General features: G+C 65.5%; 16 protein-coding genes. 4 read left to right on the forward strand and 12 right to left on the reverse strand.

Going from position 1 to position 20153, the window contains the following annotated elements; all coding sequences use genetic code 11:
- Positions 1-28 precede the first annotated feature (28 nt).
- Together AC5Y5C_RS11480 and AC5Y5C_RS11485 are read right to left on the reverse strand one after the other, a co-directional pair.
- The gene (locus AC5Y5C_RS11480; protein WP_499972064.1) at positions 29-3319 is read right to left on the reverse strand and encodes an ATP-dependent helicase; all 3291 of its coding nucleotides are present in this window, start codon (positions 3317-3319) and stop codon (positions 29-31) included.
- The gene (locus tag AC5Y5C_RS11485) at positions 3316-6489 is read right to left on the reverse strand and encodes an ATP-dependent helicase (RefSeq protein ID WP_499972066.1); all 3174 of its coding nucleotides are present in this window, start codon (positions 6487-6489) and stop codon (positions 3316-3318) included. The genes AC5Y5C_RS11480 and AC5Y5C_RS11485 overlap by 4 nt, the downstream gene beginning before the upstream one ends.
- Positions 6490-6578: 89 nt before the next feature.
- Between AC5Y5C_RS11485 and AC5Y5C_RS11490 the strand changes: the two genes are divergently transcribed.
- Positions 6579-7361 (forward strand): alpha/beta fold hydrolase, encoded by a 783-nt coding sequence (locus tag AC5Y5C_RS11490; protein ID WP_499972069.1) that lies wholly within the window; start codon positions 6579-6581, stop codon positions 7359-7361.
- A gap of 2 nt (positions 7362-7363) precedes the next feature.
- Positions 7364-7660, forward strand: a complete 297-nt coding sequence (locus AC5Y5C_RS11495; RefSeq protein ID WP_499972073.1) for an MGMT family protein — start codon at positions 7364-7366, stop codon at positions 7658-7660.
- On the opposite strand, the gene AC5Y5C_RS11500 is transcribed toward AC5Y5C_RS11495, so the two are convergent.
- From AC5Y5C_RS11500 to AC5Y5C_RS11535, 8 genes are all read right to left on the reverse strand, one after another.
- A complete protein-coding gene (locus tag AC5Y5C_RS11500) occupies positions 7634-8317 on the reverse strand; it encodes a sirohydrochlorin chelatase (RefSeq protein WP_499973130.1) in 684 nt (227 codons plus the stop codon). The two genes, AC5Y5C_RS11495 and AC5Y5C_RS11500, sit on opposite strands and share 27 nt — an antisense overlap.
- A 106-nt stretch (positions 8318-8423) precedes the next feature.
- Entirely contained in the window at positions 8424-9578 is a 1155-nt protein-coding gene (locus AC5Y5C_RS11505; protein WP_499973132.1) for a uroporphyrinogen-III synthase, read from the reverse strand.
- Positions 9568-9921 carry a nitrite reductase small subunit NirD gene (gene nirD, locus AC5Y5C_RS11510; protein ID WP_070942004.1) on the reverse strand — a complete coding sequence of 118 codons (354 nt, stop codon included), beginning with the start codon at positions 9919-9921 and terminating at the stop codon, positions 9568-9570. The genes AC5Y5C_RS11505 and nirD overlap by 11 nt, the downstream gene beginning before the upstream one ends.
- A gap of 121 nt (positions 9922-10042) precedes the next feature.
- A complete protein-coding gene (gene nirB, locus AC5Y5C_RS11515) occupies positions 10043-12556 on the reverse strand; it encodes a nitrite reductase large subunit NirB (protein ID WP_499972075.1) in 2514 nt (837 codons plus the stop codon).
- Between the two features lie 5 nt (positions 12557-12561).
- Positions 12562-14007 carry a nitrate/nitrite transporter gene (locus tag AC5Y5C_RS11520; RefSeq protein ID WP_499972077.1) on the reverse strand — a complete coding sequence of 482 codons (1446 nt, stop codon included), beginning with the start codon at positions 14005-14007 and terminating at the stop codon, positions 12562-12564.
- A gap of 135 nt (positions 14008-14142) precedes the next feature.
- A complete protein-coding gene (locus tag AC5Y5C_RS11525) occupies positions 14143-14997 on the reverse strand; it encodes a TIGR02569 family protein (RefSeq protein WP_030096948.1) in 855 nt (284 codons plus the stop codon).
- Positions 14998-15107: 110 nt separating this feature from the next.
- Positions 15108-16283, reverse strand: a complete 1176-nt coding sequence (moeZ, locus tag AC5Y5C_RS11530; protein ID WP_499972079.1) for an adenylyltransferase/sulfurtransferase MoeZ — start codon at positions 16281-16283, stop codon at positions 15108-15110.
- Between the two features lie 98 nt (positions 16284-16381).
- The gene (locus tag AC5Y5C_RS11535; protein WP_499973134.1) at positions 16382-17422 is read right to left on the reverse strand and encodes a DUF3152 domain-containing protein; all 1041 of its coding nucleotides are present in this window, start codon (positions 17420-17422) and stop codon (positions 16382-16384) included.
- A 210-nt stretch (positions 17423-17632) separates the two neighbouring features.
- Between AC5Y5C_RS11535 and fasR the strand changes: the two genes are divergently transcribed.
- Positions 17633-18319, forward strand: coding sequence for an HTH-type transcriptional activator FasR (gene fasR, locus AC5Y5C_RS11540; protein ID WP_499972081.1), 687 nt, complete (start codon positions 17633-17635; stop codon positions 18317-18319).
- Here fasR and AC5Y5C_RS11545 read toward each other — a convergent pair.
- The gene (locus AC5Y5C_RS11545; protein ID WP_499972084.1) at positions 18316-18540 is read right to left on the reverse strand and encodes a DUF3107 domain-containing protein; all 225 of its coding nucleotides are present in this window, start codon (positions 18538-18540) and stop codon (positions 18316-18318) included. The two genes, fasR and AC5Y5C_RS11545, sit on opposite strands and share 4 nt — an antisense overlap.
- A 156-nt stretch (positions 18541-18696) precedes the next feature.
- Here AC5Y5C_RS11545 and AC5Y5C_RS11550 point away from each other — a divergent pair, with 156 nt between their 5' ends.
- Positions 18697-19419, forward strand: a complete 723-nt coding sequence (locus tag AC5Y5C_RS11550; protein ID WP_499972089.1) for an MmpS family transport accessory protein — start codon at positions 18697-18699, stop codon at positions 19417-19419.
- Between the two features lie 11 nt (positions 19420-19430).
- On the opposite strand, the gene AC5Y5C_RS11555 is transcribed toward AC5Y5C_RS11550, so the two are convergent.
- Positions 19431-20117: a ferritin-like fold-containing protein gene (locus AC5Y5C_RS11555; protein WP_499972093.1), complete on the reverse strand. Its 687-nt coding sequence runs from the start codon at positions 20115-20117 to the stop codon at positions 19431-19433.
- Positions 20118-20153: the final 36 nt, after the last annotated feature.

The following is a 20153-nucleotide window of genomic DNA, read 5'->3' on the forward strand; positions in this document are numbered from 1 at the left end:
CCGAGTCACCGGTTGCACGGGTGTCAATCTACTCACATGGCGTCCATGATTCGCGTTGGCTAGCGAGTTGGCGCCGAAGTTCGGCCGGATCTCCATCCCGGGTCAGTGCCGCGAGCTCCGTTGCCTGCGGCAGCTCGGGTAGTTCGGCGGGGGCGACGGTGCGCCCCGTGCGCACATAATGGAACGCCGCGCTCACCTGAGCGGGATCGATGTTCTGTAACGCCGCCCACGCCTGCCGGTACACGGCCAGCTGTAGCGCGGCGGCCTCCATCTCGGCGCCCGAGGGCTCCTGACCGGTCTTCCAGTCCACGACGGTCCAGGTGCCGTCTGTGCCGCTGTCTGGTCCGAACACCGCGTCGATCCGCCCGCGGACAATGGTCCCGTCGACGGAAATCTCGAACGGCACCTCGATCTCGGCGGGGGTTCGGTCCGCCCACCGCGAGGCAAGGAACGCCGACTGCAACACCGCGAGATCCTCGGCGTCCTCGAACTCTCCGTAGCCGTCACCCGGAAGATCTTCGAAATCGATGAGGCGTACCGACCCGTAGTGACGTTGCACCCAGGAGTGGAATGCGGTGCCACGGCGCGCCTCAAGGTCCGGACGTGTGGGACGCGGACGCGTCAACCGGCGCGCCAGCGCCTGCGGGTCGTGACGCAGCTCGACGAGACTTGTCACCGAAAGATGCTGCGGAAGAGTAATTTCCGGACGACGATGGGCTTGCTCTCGTTCACGAAGCAGCGCGTCGACATCAGCGGCCCAACCGTCGAGATCCTCGTCTTCATCCTCGGCCCGAGGTGCTGTACCGGCGCGCGCTTCCCGGACCATCTGCGCTCCCGCTTCGATCTCGCTCCGCCTGCCCGCGAGTGGGTCGGCGGGCCATCGTGTCTCGACGGTCTGGTCGAGCATGGGATTACGCTCACCCGCCGCGGGAGCGGGAGCCCATTCCTCGACGGTTCCGCATGGAATACCCTCGGCGGCAGCTTTTTCGATCACATCGCGCAACTCAATCAAAAAGTCAGACGGCCCCTTGGGCTTGAGTCCGGTCTGGCCCCAATGATGCCCAGAAACAAAGAGCTGTTCGGCCGATCGGGTCACTGCCACATACAAGAGTCGACGCTCCTCGTCGATCCGGCGAGTGGCCAGGCTGTCCTTGTGCCGTGCGATGGCATCGGAGAGCTGTTTACGGTTCGTGATGCCCTCGGTGTCCAGCTGAGGGACTCCGAAACGATCCCCCGACGTGGCGCGGTCACCACGCACCAATGGCGGCAGCTCGGTCGCGCTTGTCAGCCAGGTCGGCGCGGCCACACCCGACGGGAACACTCCAGCGCTCAGATGCGGGACAGCAACCACATCCCATTCCAGCCCCTTGGCCGAATGCACAGTCAGGATCTGCACCCGCCCTGGGCTGGTCGCGACTTCCACCGGTGTGAAGCCCTTTTCAACCTCCCACGCCGCGTCCAGGTATTGCAGAAACGCGGCGATCACCCCAATCGGGTCGCTCTGGTCGGCGGCCTCGGCGAAGCCGGCAGCGACATCCGTGAATGCGCGCAGCTGCTCCAAGCCGCCCATGCGACGACCGGCGACGAGCTCGACATCGAGCGCCAACACTCGCTGCACCTCGGAGATCAGGTCGGTGAGCGGCATACCAAGACGGGCACGCAACGCGGACAGTTCCCGTCGCAATGCAGCCAGGCGCGTCCAGCCCTCCGACGAATATTGCTCGGGCGCGCCGGGATCGCTGATGGCATCGGCCAGGCACGGGATGTCCGCGTGCTCGCCCACCATGCCGGTGCTGGCTCTTCCGAATCCCGTCGCCCGTCGCCACAGCACCGCCAGGTCGTGAGCGCCAAGGCGCCATCTCGGACCGGTCAACACGCGCAAAGCGGCCGGACCTGCGGTCGGATCCGCGACAAGACGCAGCATTGCCACGGTGTCGGCCACCTCCGGAAGACCGAGCAGACCCGTCAATCCGACCACTTCGACCGGAACACCGTGCGCGGCAAGGATCTCAGCCATGGGAGCGGCATCGCTGTTGCGCCGGACCAGCACCGCCGACGATGGCGGACGATTGCCGCCACGACGTGCCTCCTCGTACACCGAGGCCAGTTTTGTGGCGACCCATTCTCGTTCGGCGACGATATCGCCGAACAGTGCGCAGGCGATGGTGCCGGCGGAAGCGTCCGGCCGGGGGCGCAGCGGCCGGACTGCCACCGAACGTCGTCGCGCTTCCTCGGACACCGCATTGGCCAGGTGCAGCGCCTCGGGCGGGTTACGCCAGCTGGTGCGCAGTTCCCTTGTCGGGGCGGGTGATCCGTCCGGCAGCGGGAAATCGGTGGTGAACCGGGGCAAATTGGTCGCCGACGCGCCGCGCCAGCCATAGATGGACTGGATCGGGTCGCCCACCGCAGTCAACGCCAGCCCGGGATCGACGCCCCGACCGAACAAGGACGACAGCAAGATGCGTTGAGCATGTCCGGTGTCCTGGTACTCGTCGAGCAGCACCACGCGGTACCGATCCCGCTGAGTTTGTCCGACGACGGGGTGATCGGCAGCCAGACGAGCCGACAGTGACATTTGCGCTCCGAAATCGAGAACGCCGCGGGCGCGCATCTGCTGCATCAACTGTTCCACGATCGCGACGAGCTGTGCTCGTTCACGCTGCGTCTCGACCAGACGCAACAACCACGCGCTCGGACGCCCCTCCCGCTGATAGGGGCCGGGCGGCAGAGTATGAATCAGCTGCTCCAGTTCGTCATGCGAGGACAGCAGATCGCTGGCGTCCACCAGATGCTCCGACAGCTGACCGGCCAGAGCCAGCACCTGAGCGGTGACCGCCCCGGGCGTCTTCTCGGTATCCAGATCTCCATCGAAGTCGCAGACCAACCGGAACGCCAACTGCCACAGCTGCGTTTCGGTCAGCAGGCGCGCATTGGGCTCGATGGGCAGCAGCAATCCGTGCTCGCGCAGCAGGGTTCCGGCATAGGCGTGGTACGTGGCGATCACCGGATCTGGTTCATCGGCCGTGACGGGGGCCATGATCCCGCTTCCTGCCAGCCGAGCGAGCCGCGATCGGACCCGACGCAACAACTGGCCCGCGGCCTTGCGGGTAAACGTCAACCCGAGCACCTGGCCGGGGGTGGCGTAACCGTTGGCCACCAGCCACACCACCCGGGCGGCCATCGTCTCTGTCTTGCCCGCGCCGGCACCCGCGATGACCACCATGGGACCGGGTGGAGCCCCGATGACGGCGGCCTGCTCCTCGGTAGGCTCGAAAAGCCCTAACGCCCTGGATAGTTCGGATGGCGAGTACGTGCTCACGACTGGCACACCGCCTGCCCATCAGCCTGCGCGGGGCAGCATGCCCGCAATGGGCAGTGCCCGCATCCCTCGTTGACCCGCGCGATGAACATGGGGCCCTGGGTGTTGGCCGCGGCGGCGTGAATGGTTTCACGCCAGGTGTTCTGAGCGGCGGGGGTCAACGGATCCTGGTGACGTTGGGTGGCGCCGTCGTCAAGGTTCGGTTTGGCGACGTACACCAGCCGGCCGCCGCCCGGCTCGCCCGCGGGCTGACCGGCGATGAGCCCTTCGGCAGCAGCGACCTGATATGTAGCGAGCTGCGCGTGTTGTTGCGCATCGTCTTTGGTGGCGGGGCTCTTCCCGGTCTTGATATCGATGACCACGGCACGCCCTGCGGCATCCCGCTCCAGTCGGTCAATGCGGCCCACCAGCCGCACCTGCGGATAGTCCGCGTGCGTGAGCACTCCGTCGACGCCGATCTCTCGACCAACCTCAGTGAGTTCACCGCGCGTCACCGCGCGCCATGTAGTGAAGGCCTCCAACAGCTCCTGATGCCTACGCAGCTCGTTACGCGCGTACCACTGTGACTCAAACTCCAATGACTCCCACGCCTCGTCGAGCCCCCGGCGCATCGTGTCGGCATCCGCGGAATGCTCGCCGACGAGTGCATGCACCAAGGTTCCGAGCGCCCGGCGCGGGTCCGTGAGGTCAGTGCCACCGTGCCGTTCCAACAGCCAGCGCAGCGGGCAGGCCATGAGCATCTCGATGTTGGACGGCGACAGGCGGACCGGACCATCCTCGGCGCGCCACAGCGGTTCCGCACTGCTGACGTCGGCAAGCCCGTACCAGGATTCAGGGTCCGCGCCGGCAACACCGGCGTTCGCGAGCCGGGCAAGTTGTCGGGCGGCGGCGCGCCGGCGCGCCTCGCTCACCGCGTCGGTGGATGCGGTGACGACGGCGCGCAGTTCGCCAACGAGGTTCGCAACGGTCAGCGCCCGGGACTCCGGTGCTCCCGGACGACGTTCCGGCATCACCCATTCCGGATGCGCCGCCATGAGTTCGGTGAGAAAGCGTGAAGCCATCGCCGGGCCCCCGCCGATATCGGCGTTCTCGTTGTCGACGGCGGTGACGAGAACCCGGCGAGCGGCTCTGCCCACGGCGAGCAGCAGCAGCCGACGTTCCTCGGCCAACGCCACCGCCGCCCCGTCGATATGGGCGACATGCTCGATGCCCGCCAATACATCCATCAGTTCCTGGGTGCGCAGCACCCCGCCCCGCACCGCCGTGTTGGGCCACAGCCCTTCCTGTACACCGGGGATCGCCACCACATCCCACTGGCGGCCCACGGCAGCGTGCGCGCTGACGATGGAGACCGCGGCAGGCTCACCGGCCGCGCGCTGACCCGCGAGCGCCAGTGACCTGATGTGGTCGATCAATCCCGTCACGCCGATGCCCGGTGTGCGTGCCACATGTTCGGATGCCAGGTCGAACAGCGCGGACACCGCTTCGAGGTCCCGATCTGCCTGAGCACCCACCGGACCTCCGCGTTGAGACAACCCGTCCCAGCGCCGCTGCAGACCCGACCGGGCCCATGCGGCCCACAGCACGTCGAGAGCGCTGGCGCCGGAAGTGACGGCCTCACGTGCCGAGGCGACCACTGCTCGCACCCGCCGCAGCGGCGCGGCCTGTATGTCGGTGAGTGCGGCGACGCGTCTGTCATCGGCATCGGCAAGAACCGCACGCAACAGCTCAGCACTGCTTCCGTCCCCGCCCCGGGCCTCTTCCGCGCGCAACAATTGGCGCCGTAAGCGCCTGAGCGCCACCGGATCCACTCGCCCGATCGGGCCGGTCACCAGCGTCACCGCGTCCTCGTCGTTCAGTCTGCCGTGTGCGGCAGAGACCGCCAGCAGCAGCGCGTGCACGGCGGGAACAGCGGCAAGAGGACCGTCATACGATTCCGCATGTACGGGAACGCCCGCCGACTGCAGCGCCCGCCGCAGAGCCGCACCACTGCGCGGTACCGACCTGACGATCACCGCCATCCGAGACCATGGCACGCCGTCGATCAAGTGAGACCGCCGCAGGAGGTCGACAACCAGCGACGCCTCTGCGGTTTCGGTGGCCACGGCGGCAAGACGAACCGCAGCCGAGGGGTTTTCCGTCCCCGCGATCGTGCGCGCAGGTGAGCTTCCCGGCAGCCGACCCGCCACCGCATTCGCAAGTTCGGCGACCGGTGCGGCGCACCGGTACGAACTGTCAAGTGTGATCGTCGTGGCCGCGCTGTCGGGACCGGTCTGCAACAGCTGGGTGTCGGCGCCACGAAACCCGTACACGGTTTGGTTGGGGTCACCCGTGAACACCGACAACAAGGCGCCCCCCGCCAGCAGCCGCACCAGCAGCGCTGCCTGCGGATCAAGATGCTGGGAATCGTCGACGAGCAGAAGATCGATGCGATCACGTTCCGCGGCAAGAATTCCCGGCTCGATGGCGAAGGTTTCCAGCGCCGACCCAACCAGCTCGGCGGCACCGAGTGCCGGTACCGTGGCTTGCGGAGTCGCCATCCCCACCGCCGAGCGCAGCAGCATGACTTCCTCATATTGCCGGGCAAGATCGGCGACCGCGACCCACTCCGGTCGATTGTGTCGTCGCCCGATCGCACGAAGCTCCCTGGCATCCACCCCGCGCTCGGTACAACGCGCCATGAGATCTCGAACACCTGTCGCGAAACCGGCCGTCGTCAACGCGGGCCGCAGCGAAGCAGGCCAGGAACCACTGTTGTCTTCAGCATTGCCACACAACAACTCCCGCACAATGCTGTCTTGTTCGGCAGCGGTGATCAAGCGCGGCGGTGGATTGCCCTGGCGTGCCGCGTGGGCGGCAAGCACGGCGAACGCATACGAGTGCACAGTGCGGACCATGGGTTCGCGGATGGCGATGGATCCCCGTCGCTCGAACACGGCAGCCGAGATCCGGCTCCGCAGGTCGGCGCGCGCCCGGGCGGAACCGGTGAGCACGAGAACGGATTCCGGGCTCGCACCCGCGGCAATGCGCGCGGCCACAATGTCGACCAACAGGCTTGTCTTCCCGGTTCCGCTACCGCCGACCACCACGAACCGGCCCTGCCGTTCTGGAGCCAGCAGATCCGCCGCGGCACCGTCCCAGGATCGGGTCGAGGCGGTCGGCATCGGCATGTGCAGATCACAGCACGAGGGTCCGACAAGCGGACCTGACCTGGGTATCCGTTCAAGGACCGCGCGAGGATCGTGGCAGGATTCCACGGGTGACACCCACGCTGAACACCTACCGATACGGCCCCGATGAACCCGCGCGTCTCGTGGCGTTGCACGGACTCACCGGACATGGCAAGCGCTGGGCGCCGCTTTTCGACGAGCATCTCGCCGACGTGTCCGCCCTGGCGCCCGACCTGCTGGGCCACGGACACTCCCCCGCGACCGCGCCGTGGTCGCTGGAAGCCCACGCCGATGCGGTCGCCGCCGTGCTGGACGAGATCCAGACCGGGCCCATCGTGGTGGTGGCGCACTCGTTTGGCGGCGCCACCGCACTGCACCTGGCCGCGCGCAGACCCGACCTCGTAAAGTCGCTCGTGCTCTTGGATCCGGCGATCGGGCTGGACGGCGATTGGATGCGTCAGATCGCCGAACAGATGGTGGCCTACCCGGACTACACCGACCGCGCCGAGGCACGATCGGACAAGGTCGCAGGAGCCTGGTCGGACGTACCGGATTACGTCATCGAAGCAGAACTCGATGAACACCTGATCCAGCTGCCAAACGGCCGATGGGGCTGGCGCATGAATCTGCCCGCCGTGGTCACCGCATGGAGTGAGCTGGCACGCGATATCACCTTACCTACCAGCAGCATTCGTGTCACTTTGTTGCGAGCTACCCGGACCACGCCGCCCTACGTGACCACCGGGCTGCTGGATGGGCTTACGGCCAGGCTTGGCGATCGGTTCGAACTGGTGAACGCCGACTGCGATCACATGGTGTCCCAATCTCGGCCTGCTGAGACTGTCGCCGCGATACGGTCACACCTGGAGTAATCATGGCGACAGTTACCGAGGAACAAGTCGAGCTGGTGCGCTCATTGGTCGCGTCCATACCGGTCGGACGGGTGGCCACGTACGGCGATATCGCCGACGCGGCAGGCCTTTCCAGCCCGCGGATCGTGGGTTGGATCATGCGCACCGACTCTGCCGATCTGCCATGGCATCGCGTCATCGGGGCAAGCGGTCGCCCCGCACCTCACATCCGGACTCGCCAGCTCGAACTACTCAGGGCCGAGGGCGTACTGGCGGTGGACGGTCGAATCCCGTTACGCGACGTCCGCTATGGCTTCTAGCGCACCCGGTACCACCGCGGCCGACGCGAACCGTCGCACCAGGAGTTCCACAATCTCGGGATGCACGCCCAACGGCTGCGCGACACCATCGGCGCCACACTCGGCGAGGCGCTCCTGAAACAACCCCTGCGCCAACAGATATGACGCAATGAAGACACGTCGGCCGCTCGCGCGCGCCGCCGCGACCATCTCGGGTACCCGTGGCTCACCTGTCGCGACATAGCCCACCCCGACGGGCCCGGTATGCCGCGCCAGCATGCTCGCGGCGGCGTGAACCTCATGGCGGGCATGGGGGTCAGAGGAACCCGCTGCGGCCAGCACCACCGCATCACCACGGCGCCACCCCGCCTCACGTAGCCGCTCGGCCATCACCCTGGCCAACACCGGATCGGGCCCCAACGTTTGCGTCACGGCTACATCGGAATGTCCACTCAGCTCGACGTGCTGCGGAATATCGTGGTGCACATGGTATCCCGATGCCAGAAAGGCCGGAAGCAGAACCGCGGGACCCTCGATCGTCGACAGTACCTCCGACGGGGTCGGCCCCAGCACATCGACGAACGCGGTGCGCACCGAACCGACACGCAGCGATACCGCCTCGGCGAGCGCCGCGATGTTCTCCACCCCGGCGGCGGAACGCGTTCCATGCGCGACCAGAACGAATTCAACCGCGGATGAGCCGCGTGCGCGAAGACCATCAGGGCCGGATGAGCCGCGTGCGCGAAGACCATCAGGGCCGGATGAGCCGCGTGCGCGAAGACCATCATCCACCACATTCCCCAATCATGGTCGGATCGATGGCCAGCCGGTAACCGCGCTTGACCACTGTCTGAATCACTTTCGGCGCACCAAGCGCCGATCGTAGGCGCGTCATAGCCGTCTCGACGGCGTGGGTGTCGTCTCCACCGCCAGGTAGCACGCCCAACAGGTCCTCGCGGGATACCACCTGACCGGGGCGCACCATCAGCCGCTTCATCAACGCCATTCCCGCCGGCGAGATCTGCCGTGTTTCACCGTCGACGGCGATCCCACAGCTGCGCACACTCACCACATGCCCGCCGGCCTGGAAACGCGGTGCCCGCCTGGTCAGCTCGTCGGCCATGTGTCGGGCCAACGCGCCCAGCCGCGCGCGTTCGGGCTGCGTCGTGGACACACCCAGCACTTCCAGCGGCGCAGCGGTCACCGGTCCGACGCACAGCGGCGCCACTCTTCCCCGCAACGCGATCAGCAGCTCATCCAGCCGACCGGTTGCCTTGGCACGACCAAGCATCGACGCCACCGCGGGCGCGCTGGTGAAACTTATCCCATCCAGATCGGCGTTGATGGCCATGGAGATCATGCGATCCATCGGCCGTTGATCCTCCGGCGGCTCCCAGCGGTACACCGGGATCCGAATTACCTGTGCACCAGCGATTGTCAACGCCTCACAGAGGTCGGCGATCGGTTCCCACTCGGTGGCAGCACCATGAAGTTGTACGGCGATGCGCCGGCCTTCGACACCCTCCTCGAGTAGACGATCCAGCACCTCCGCCGACGACTCCGACGCGGGCGACCACTCTTCACGCAGCCCCGCTTGACGAATCGCCCCGGTGGCCTTGGGCCCGCGGGCGACCAAGCGCCCGGACTCCAACGCCGACTTGAGACTTTCGGCCACGCCCCATTCGTCGGCTGCCTCGATCCAGCCGCGGAACCCGATTCCCGTGGTGGCCACCGTGACATCGGGCGGGTTGGCGATGACGAGTTCGGTGGCGAGCTGCAGCTCGGCATCGTCGGCCAACGGGATGATCCTGATCGCCGCGGCGTGCACGGTGGCGGCCCCGCGGCGCTCCAAGAGCGCGATCAATTCCTCCGACCGGCGCGCGGCCGTGACACCAATGGTGAAGCCGTCGAGCCGACGATCTTGCTCGTTAGGCGGCAACCGAGTCCCGGTGTCGACTCCTGAGCATTCCGATTTCGACATTTCCATTGCTCACCCGCACCTCGAAGACTGGTAACCGGCGCGACGCATCATCGAGACAACGCCCGTCAATTAGCGAGAAGACCTGCTTGAGCAGCGGCGAGGCCACCGTTGGCTCACCACCACGGTCTCCGGTCAAACCGCGCGACATGACCGCGGCCTGGCCATATGGATCGATGTTACCGACCGCGTAGAGCTCCCCGTCTGGTAGCAGAAACAGCGCGGCCTGCACGTCGTCCGGAAGCAAAACCGCCGCACCCCGGCCGGGGGTGAGCGAATCCACCGCACAGACCGTCGACCACACGTACTGGTACCGCCTCAAACGGGGGCGAGCGTCCAGAATTGTCATCTCCGGCCTTTCTTCTCGTTGTGTTCTGTCATGTCTACCTGGGTTGTGTTACCCGGGTATTACCGCCGCCGACGCCTTAGGTTGCAGACTCGGCGGCCGACCTGAATCCCGGTGTACCCAACAGCACCGGCACCTTCCGCGGACCACTGTCGTCAAAGGCGATAGTCGAGTCCGGTTCTTCGGGCGCGTTCACGAACGACACGAACCGACGCAGTTTGTCCTCGTCGGCCAGGACGGCCGCCCATTCGTCGGCGTAACCCTCAACGTGGCGGGCCATCGCGGCTTCCAGCTCGTCGGCGATACCGAGCGCGTCCTCGCACACCACCGCCCGGATGTGATCCAGGCCGCCCTCGATCGTTTCCTGCCAGGGAGCCGTGCGCTGAAGCCGGTCCGCCGTGCGGATGTAGAACATCAGGTAACGGTCGATGTACCTGATCAGCGTCTCTGAATCCAGATCGCCGGCAAGCAGTTTGGCATGCACCGGGGTGGCGCCACCGTTGCCTCCGACATACAGGTTCCAGCCATTCTCGGTGGCGATGACACCGACGTCCTTGCCCCGCGCCTCGGCGCACTCGCGCGCACACCCGGAAACCCCCATCTTGAGCTTGTGTGGGGAACGCAGCCCGCGGTAGCGCAATTCGAGTTCGACGGCCATCGCCACCGAATCCTGAACCCCGTACCGGCACCACGTCGAACCCACACAGCTCTTCACGGTGCGCAGCGACTTGCCGTAGGCCTGGCCGGATTCCATGCCGGCGTCGATGAGCCGTTTCCAGATCAACGGGAGCTGCTCGACGCGAGCACCGAACAGGTCAATACGCTGACCACCGGTGATCTTGGTATACAGCCCGAATTCCTGGGCCACTTCGCCGATCACGATGAGCTTCTCCGGGGTCACCTCACCGCCGGGGAGCCGCGGCACCACCGAATAGGTGCCGTTCTTCTGCATGTTGGCCAGGAAGTGGTCGTTGGTGTCCTGCAGCGCGGCCTGCTCCCCTTCCAGGATGTGATCGCTGGACGTAGAGGCCAAGATCGACGCGACGGTGGGCTTGCAGATATCGCAGCCAGTTCCGGTGCCGTGCTTGGCGATCAGCTCCGAGAAGGTCCGGATACCCGTCACCTGCACCACTTGGAACAGCTCGGCGCGCGATTGGGCGAAATGCTCGCACAGCGCCTTGGACTGCTCGACTCCCTGCGCGGCAAGGATCTGCTTGAGCATGGGAATGCAGCTACCGCACGATGTTCCGGCGCATGTGGCCGCCTTCAGCGCGGGCACGTCGGTGGCGCCCGCGCAAATCGCACCGCAAATCGCGCCCTTGGTGACCGCGTTGCACGAGCAGATCTGCGCGTCGTCGGGCAGTGCGCCCACACCGATCTCGGCGCCGGACGGAGCGATCAGGGAAGCCGGATCCGAGGGCAGCTCCCGGCCGAGCATGGGCCGCAAGGTGCCGTACAAGCTGGCGTCACCGACGAGTATGCCGCCCAACAGGGTTCGTGCGTCATCGGAGACCACGAGCTTGGCGTAGGTGCCCTTGGTGGCGTCGTTGAAGACAACCTCGAGCGCACCCTCTGCGGCGGCATGGGCATCACCGAAGCTGGCGACATCCACCCCGAGCAGCTTGAGCTTGGTGGACAGATCGGCCCCCGGAAACTCGGTGACTCCACCGAGCAGGCGGTCCGCGACTATCTCGGCCGTGGTGTATCCCGGTGCGACGAGCCCGTAGCAGCGACCCTCGATAGCGGCGACTTCGCCGATGGCATAGATGTGCAGATCGCTTGTCTGGCAGCCGAGGTCGGTGAAGATGCCCCCACGTTCTGCCAGCTCCAGCCCACACTCGCGGGCGAGCTCGTCGCGCGGCCGGATGCCCGCAGAGAACACCAGGACCGAGGCGTCGATCGAGGATCCGTCCGACAACTGCACGGAGAGCGCGCCGTCCGCTGTTGTCTCGATGGCCTGGGTCGAGACGCTGGTGTGCACCGTCAACCCGAGATCGCTCACCAATCGGGTCAGCAGGGCGCCACCACCCTCGTCGACCTGCAGATGCATGAGCCGGGGATTGAGCTCCACGACATGCGGAGACAATCCCATCAGGCGCAACGCATTCGCGGCCTCCAGCCCGAGCAGCCCACCCCCGATCACGACGCCGGCTGAGCCCGGCGACTTGTCGGCGACGGCCTTGATGGCGTCCAGGTCGTCCATGGTGCGGTAGACGAAGCAGCCGTCGGCGTCCCCGCCCGGCACCGGCGGCACGAACGGATAGGACCCGGTGGCCATGACCAGCGCGTCATAGTCCAGCACGACACCGGCCTCGGTGGTGACCGTCTGGCCCGTCCGGTCGATACCGACCACCCGATCCCCGAGCTGAAGGGTCACCATGGGGTCGTCGGCGTAGTCGTTTCCGGTCAGTGCCAGCGTGTCCCGGTCCCAGCTGTCGATATACGAGGACAGCGCCACGCGGTCGTAGGCAGCGTCGGCTTCCTCGCCGAGAACGGTGATCTGCCACTGGTCGGTGGCGTCGCGCTCGCGCAGCACCTGGACAAATCGGTGACCGACCATTCCATGGCCGATGACGACGACTTTCTTGTTCATGAGTTTCACACCGTCACTTCGTCTTTAGAGCTGGACATGGCCGGAACCGGGGCGCCCACCGGTCGCCGCACGTATGCGTACCAAGTGACCACGGCGCAGAGGACGTAGAAAGCGAGGAAGACCCAGAACGCCATGGTGGCCGACTTGGCAGCGCTGAGGTAGGAGGCGCGGAGCACCAGGTTGATCGCGACACCACCGAGCGCGCCGATGGCCCCGGCCACGCCGATCAACGCACCCGACATGGTTCGCGACCAGGTTTCGTCGAGTCCCGCGCTATGCGCCTTGGCGGCGAAGATCGACGGAATCATCTTGTACACCGAGCCATTGCCGATTCCGGAGACAATGAACAGGACAATGAATCCGGCAACGTAAGCGATCATGATGGCCCCGGAGGGCGCTCCGGCCGCGCGGTCGTCGATGGTTCCCGCGGCCACCAGGATGCCCGCGCCGAAGATCATCGCGACAAAGGCGTACAGCGAGATCTTGCCGCCGCCCGTGCGGTCCGACAGCCAGCCGCCGAACGGACGGGCAAGCGAGCCGAGCAGCGGCCCGATGAACGCAATCTGTGCGGCATGCAGCGAGGCCTGCGCCGCGGCCTGGGCCGGGGTCAAGCCGCTGTGCGCCAGCCCGGCAAGGAAGTTCAGCTGCAGCACCTGGCCGAACGCGAAGCTGAAGCCGATGAAGGAACCGAAAGTGCCGATGTATAGGAAGGCGATGATCCACGAATCCCGGTACTTCATCACGTTGATCAGCGAGCGGCCATCGGTCTTCTGGTTCGCCAGATTGTCCATGAACAGTGCCGCGCCCACGGCAGCGAAGGCGATCAGTACCAGGTAGATACCCGCCACCCAGTGCGGCGAGCGGTTCCCGGCGGTGGCGATAACCAGCAGGCCGAGCACCTGGATCACCGGTACTCCGATGTTGCCGCCACCGGCGTTGAGGCCGAGCGCCCAGCCCTTGAACCGTTGCGGGTAAAAGGCATTGATGTTGGTCATCGACGAGGCGAAGTTTCCCCCACCGAAGCCCGCGACTGCCGCCACGATCATGAAGGTGGTGTACGACGTTTCCGGGTGCGCCATGAAATACAACGTGAGCGCGGTCGGGACCGCCAGCACCAGGGCACTGAAGATGGTCCAGTTACGCCCACCGAACCAGGCGGTGGCGAAGGTGTACGGCAACCGCAGCACCGCACCGACCAGAGTCGGCATGGCCACCAGGAAGAATTTTCCGGCCGCGTCGATGTGATAGACGTTCTGCGGCATAAACAGAACCATCACCGACCAGATGGACCACACCGAGAATCCGACGTGTTCAGCGACCACCGACCAGATCAGGTTACGGCGTGCGACCTTCGCACCGCCGTTATCCCAGGCGACGACGTCCTCGGGATCCCAGTTCTCAATCCAGCGTCCTCGCCGTGCAATTGGGGCTGCTGCCGTGTTGTTCGCCATGACAGCACGGTAGAAAAATCTTGTTGCAGCGGCGCTGCTGGCGATGACCGAGCCATCACATCTCGCTCACATGAGTCTGTCATGTGACGGTGAGCAAGCCACTCACGCCACAAGAGGGCTCTAAAGTGACCTGCGTTACAGCGTGAGCCGCACCAGAGCCGCGGTACGCGCCAGCCCCGGGAAGGACTGCGCCGACGAACGAGGGTGCAGTGCATGCACGGCCAGCCGGAAGATCAAGGCCCGCAACAACATCTGCGGCCACTCCGGTAAGGTCGCCCAACGCTCGATGAGACCGTCGTCCGCGTCACCCCATGACAGGGCATCCACCACCGCGACGCCGGCCGCCCACGAGGCTGGTCGCCAGTACGGCGTGATGTCGGTGATGCCGGGCGCGGCGGCGCCCGCGAAAAGCACGGTGCCGTACAGATCGCCATGTACCAGCTGCGGTGGGCTCTTGGTGGGCCGACGCAGACTCGCCAACTGGTTGATCAGGTCAATGGATCGCTGGCCATCCGGCGAGCCGGGCGACACCCGGGCTGCGGAGGGCCAGGATTGCAGTGGACGGTCCTCCCAGGCTGCGCGGTCGGCCGCGATGAACACGTCGACGTCAGCCCATGGCGCCACCGGGGGCTGAGTGAGAAATCGGGGGCGTTCCAGCTTGGAGGTGGCCTCATGGAGTCGTACCGACAGCGACACCACCTCGTCATGCCGGGGCTCGGGCGCACCGGCAACGAATGTGTCCGCACGCCAACCCGATACGACGTACCGGCCGTCCGTGGACCGAACTGGCCGGGCCAATCGCACTCCGTCGATGAATAGCGTGTCGCGCACCTTGGCGGACCACGCGGCACGCGCATGGTCCGCTACCAGTGACAACACCACTTCACCGCAGCGCCAGCCGCCCTCCCACGTCGGGCCGAGCTGGACTGGCTTGACGCCGCTGAGCCCGTAGGTCGCGAGCACGTGCTCGGGCGGGCGGTCCACAGTCACGCGGGATACGTTACCGCCTGCAATGAACTGGATTGTGTTCGCTCGGTGTTCGTGTCGGCGGTCACAGATGGGACGTCCCGCAATGTGAGGCTGTTGCTGATGCCCACCGTTCAGTACATGACCATGTCGGGGTCCACCTGCTTGGCCCAGGCTGCGATGCCGCCCTGGAGGTGCACCGCATCAGAGAAACCCGCCTTCTTCACGGCTACCAGCGCCTCTGCCGACCGAATCCCCGTCTTGCAGTACAGCACCGCCTGACGGTCCTGCGGCAGCTTGGCGAGGCCATCTCCGGACTCCAGAGTCGACTTGGGCACCAGCTCGGCACCGTCGATGTGGACGATGTCCCATTCGACGGGTTCGCGTACGTCGATCAGCGCCACCTTCTTGTCCGCATCAAGCAATTCGCGCAGCTCACGCGGGGTAATAGTGGAATCGGCGACCGCAGCGGAGGCCTCATCGCTGATCACGCCACAGAACGCGTCGTAGTCGATGAGTTCGGTGATCTTCGGGGTGGCGGGATCCTTGCGAATCTTGATGGTGCGGTAGGTCATGTCCAGCGCGTCGTACACCATGAGCCGGCCAAGCAGCGTGTCACCGATTCCGGTGATCAGTTTGATGGCCTCAGTACCCATCACCGAGGCGATGGAAGCGCACAGGATGCCCAAGACGCCGCCCTCCGCGCAGGACGGCACCATGCCCGGAGGCGGCGGCTCGGGGTACAAATCTCGATAATTCAGACCGAGTCCCTCGGGCGCGTCTTCCCAGAAGACAGACACCTGGCCCTCGAAGCGGTAAATAGAACCCCACACATACGGCTTGTGCGCGAGCACCGCAGCGTCGTTGACCAGGTAACGCGTCGCGAAGTTGTCGGTGCCGTCCAGGATCAGGTCGTACTGCTTGAACAGGTTGACCGCGTTGTCCGGCTCCAAACGCAGCTCATGTAGCCGCACCTCGACCAGCGGATTGATCTCCAGCACTGAATCGCGCGCACTCTGCGCCTTGGACCTGCCGATATCGGACTGGCCGTGAATGATCTGGCGCTGCAGGTTGGACTCGTCGACCACGTCGAACTCGACGATGCCGATGGTGCCGACACCTGCGGCGGCCAAGTAAAGGAGGGTCGGAGATCCGAGGCCGCCGGCGCCGATGACGAGCACCTTGGCGTTCTTGAGGCGTTTCTGCCCGTCAACACCCAGGTCGGGGATGATCAGATGCCGGCTGTACCGCGCGACTTCCTCGCGGGTCAGATCTGCGGCGGGGCTTACCAACGGCGGCAATGTGGGCACCGTGACTCCTGTGATTCGGGTTCCTCAGGGCTGTCTGAGGGGCTACAACTGCATCAACAGTATCGGGATGCCAACCCTTCCCGAGCCGGGACCGCCCGCTACGGAATCGGATACGGCCAGGGATTGGTGCGGCAGGTCTTGCCGTCGGGCTTGATCGAGTCCGCGTCGAACTTCGCCGCATCGTTGTTGTTGGTGCTGAACGTCTGCTGCATCATCACCGGCGCCAGCTGCTGGTCCTGCTCACACGGTTCGTGCACCCGATAACCGATGGCATGTCCGACTTCGTGGTTGATGACGTACTGACGGTACGACGTGATGTCTCCCTGGAACGGGACGGCACCGCGCACCCACCGCGCCTCGTTGATGAACACGCGGCGGTCACCGTTCTCGCCGTAACGCGGGTTGTAGCAAGAGGCTTCGAGCTGAATCTCGTAACCACAGCCTTCGCGAACCGTGGCAGGCGAGGTCAGCGAGATCCGGAAATCAGGCGTGCCGGAGTCGATCCGAACAAATCCAAACTGAGGGTTGTGCGTCCAGCTCTTCTGGCTGGCCAGCGTCTCGGTCACCATCCGCGCGAAGAGATCGTCACCGCCGAAACCCATGGTGTCGATGCCGTCCTCGACCTCGATGGTGTACGCGAACACCTTCGCGGCACCCGTCCCGATCTGGGGCGTCGTACCCGGTACGACATGCCAGGACTTGGCGCCCGCCTCGGTGAAAGGCTCGCCCTCGGGCAGCACACCGGTGGGCAGCGTCGCATCGAATTGGGTGAGGCCCTTGGGTGGGGCACCAATGATCGCGTCACCCAGCGCGCCGATGGACGGAGGATCCGCAACAGGCTCGTTGGGGCCGGTACCCGCGTGGGCGGGTTCGCGCTGCGTAACGGTCTGGTACCCGACGAAGACAGTCAGCGCGACCAGTAACGGGATGGCGTACGCGCGCCATCCGTAGGTGGAGATGAAACGGCCGAGCCAGGTCTGCTTGCGCCAGCGGTCGCGATCTCGCCGGTCGGATCGGACGCGTCCGCTTCCCTCGGCGAGCGGATCGCGCTGGGCGCGCAGCGGCTCGTAGCGTTCGGAGGACTCCTGCGCGGGGAGCCGGCTCATCGATGAGCCGCTCGCGCGAAGAGCATCGTCCAATGTTTCTGGCATGGACCTACGATTATGCGCCCATTGGTGCCGGTCGTAGGTCACCGGGCAAGGATGGCATAGCGACAGGCCATCACGCCTCGGGCACGCCGCCAGATGCCAGGAGTACTGTCTGTAGTTCGGGTTCAAGCGGATCGAATAGCCACTTGAGTGACATGGCGTAAGCGACCTTTAAGTCGCGTGCGCGCAGAGGATAAGGACATGCGTGATCTTGCGAATCTGGCCGGGCGTCGAGGCAGGGTGAACTCGGCGGTGGCGACGCAGGATTCGACTCAGGGAAATACACGTCGTGGTGGACGACTGCCTCGCGATGAGCGTCGCGGTCAGCTGGTCGGTTCTGCCAGTGAGATATTCGTCGATCGCGGCTACCACGCCGCGGGCATGGACGAGATCGCCGAACGCGCAGGCGTAAGTAAGCCGGTTCTCTACCAACACTTTCCGAGCAAGCTGGAGCTGTACCTCGAGGTACTGCACAAGCATGCCGATAATCTGGTCTCCAGTGTGCGGCAGGCTTTGCGCACCACCACCGACAACCGTCAGCGGTTGCGCGCGGCCGTCATGGCCTTCTTCGATTTCGTCGAGCACGACAGCCAGGGCTATCGGCTCATCTTCGAAAACGACTTGGTGGGCGTCCCGCAGGTCTCCGAACGCGTCGAGGGCGCCATCAGCGCCTGCACCGATGCGGTATTCGACCTGGTCAGCCACGATTCCGGGCTTGACCCCCACCACGCGCGCATGGTGGCCGTCGGCCTGGTCGGAATCAGCCAGGTCAGCGCGCGCTACTGGCTGGACAACGAGAAGCCCATCTCCAAGGACGACGCGGTCAACGCCACCGTCGGTTTCGCCTGGGGCGGGCTCTCACATGTTCCGCTGCAGCCGCTGAACTAACCGCTGAAGCCGACCCGACGTGCGTCGGCAGCACCGATCTCCACGTAGGCGATTCGGGCTGCGGCGATCAGGTACTTGCGACCCTTCTGGTCCGTGAGGTTCAGCACATCCGATTCCTTGGACAACGCCGCGGACACGACCTTTTCGACGTCAGCCGGGGTCTGATCGCTAGAAATGACCAGCTCGCGCGGGCTATCTGTGACACCGATCTTGATCTCCACGAAGGCACCTTCCAGGTCATTAAGCGTGTACTGCAGAGGTTAGCCGACGCCAGTCCGGCCGACACACCTCGCATGATCCTGCCAGTCCGCTAATCACAGCAGTAACATCAGTATCAGGTTTCACATTTGATATGGGGCTGAGAGGAAGCGCTGATCATGGTCGGTTATCGCGGAGATTCTCGGTACTCAAGCGACCCCTACGACGACCCGTATGAATCCGAGACGACGCCCCAGTACAGCGGGTACTCGGGCCTCGACGAGGACTTCGAGTACAGGCCGCCGGGTTCCAACGAGAACTGGAAGTGGGTCGCGTCCATTGCCGGGGCGGTGCTGGCGATTGCCGTCATCGCGACGGCGGTCGTGCTCAGCGGTGGTGATGACAAGCCGCCGGCCGCTGCCGTCACCACACCCGCGCCCTCGCTGACGCCCGTGACCACCACTCCCCCTGCGCCCTCACCGTCGGCGACGTCGGCGCAACCCTCGACGACAACCGTGACAACCACACCCGCGCAAGAGACGCCGAGCACGGTGCCGTCCACGGAGGCACCCGCACCCGAGCCACCCCCCTCCAACCCCATGCTGCCGCCAGAAGGCCAGCGACCCATCACACCTGCGGCATTCGCGTACTACGTGACCGGTAACCAGACACCGGGTGATCTGCTCACGATCACCTACACCGACGGCAACGGCGCGACTCGGACCGTGCTCGGCGCCTCGCTGCCCTGGACGATGATTGTGACCCCCAGCCCCGGGATCACCGGCGGCTCGATCACTGCGACGAGCTTCGCGAGTCAGATCAACTGCTCGATCACCAACAGCGAGAACCAGATGCTGGCGGTGCAAAGCAATAACGGCATCATCGCCCGCTGCGCGAAGTAGTTCGCTAGCGGTTAACCGCCCAGCCCGAGAACCGCCATCCGCTCGGCGTGTGCCCCCTGCAGCCGCTCGAAGAACTCGTTCAGGTTCCCCAAACCGGCACCGCCGGACATCACCAGCTCGGCGAGCTCGTCGTGCCCGGCCAGCACATGCTGCGCCTGCGTGACGGCCTCACCGAGCAGCCGCCGACCCCACAAGGTGAGTCGGTTGCGCTGCTGCGGGTTGTCCTTGACGGCCTGACGCACCTGGTCGATGACGAACTCCGAATGCCCCGTGGTTCCCAGCACCGACTTGAGCACCGCAGCCGACTCACCCGGCAGCGAGGCGACTACTTCGCCATAAAAATCGGCCGCCAATGAGTCGCCGATGTAGGCCTTCACCATGGCCTCCAACCACGTACGCGGCAGAGTCAGCGAGTGGTAGTTCTCCAGCGTCTTGACGTACGGCTCCATCGCAGTCAGGACGTCAACTCCTCGAGCCTCCATCGCATCTCGCAGAACCTCGTAGTGGCGCATCTGCGAGGCGGCCATGCTGGCGATGGCGATCTTGCTGGCCAGATCGGGCGCCATCTTGGACTCGTCCGTCAACCGGTAGAAAGCCGCGATCTCGCCGTACGCGATCACCGCGAACAGCTGATTGACACCGGGAGGATCGAGGTCCGCCGACGAGCCGCTTGCGCGAAGGGAATCAGGCCCAGTCATGTCTGGAACTCTAGTCGGGCGCCCACAGGAGAACAC

The sequence above is a fragment of the Mycobacterium sp. NGS15 genome (assembly GCF_059813245.1).

Coding starts and splice junctions, on each gene's coding strand:
- AC5Y5C_RS11495 (WP_499972073.1), top strand. CDS start 7,364: ATGGCGACAGTTACCGAGGAACAAGTCGAGCTGGTGCGCTCATTGGTC.
- fasR (WP_499972081.1), top strand. CDS start 17,633: ATGCGTGATCTTGCGAATCTGGCCGGGCGTCGAGGCAGGGTGAACTCG.
- AC5Y5C_RS11520 (WP_499972077.1), bottom strand. CDS start 14,007: ATGGCGAACAACACGGCAGCAGCCCCAATTGCACGGCGAGGACGCTGG.
- AC5Y5C_RS11550 (WP_499972089.1), top strand. CDS start 18,697: ATGGTCGGTTATCGCGGAGATTCTCGGTACTCAAGCGACCCCTACGAC.
- AC5Y5C_RS11485 (WP_499972066.1), bottom strand. CDS start 6,489: ATGCCGATGCCGACCGCCTCGACCCGATCCTGGGACGGTGCCGCGGCG.
- nirB (WP_499972075.1), bottom strand. CDS start 12,556: ATGAACAAGAAAGTCGTCGTCATCGGCCATGGAATGGTCGGTCACCGA.
- AC5Y5C_RS11555 (WP_499972093.1), bottom strand. CDS start 20,117: ATGACTGGGCCTGATTCCCTTCGCGCAAGCGGCTCGTCGGCGGACCTC.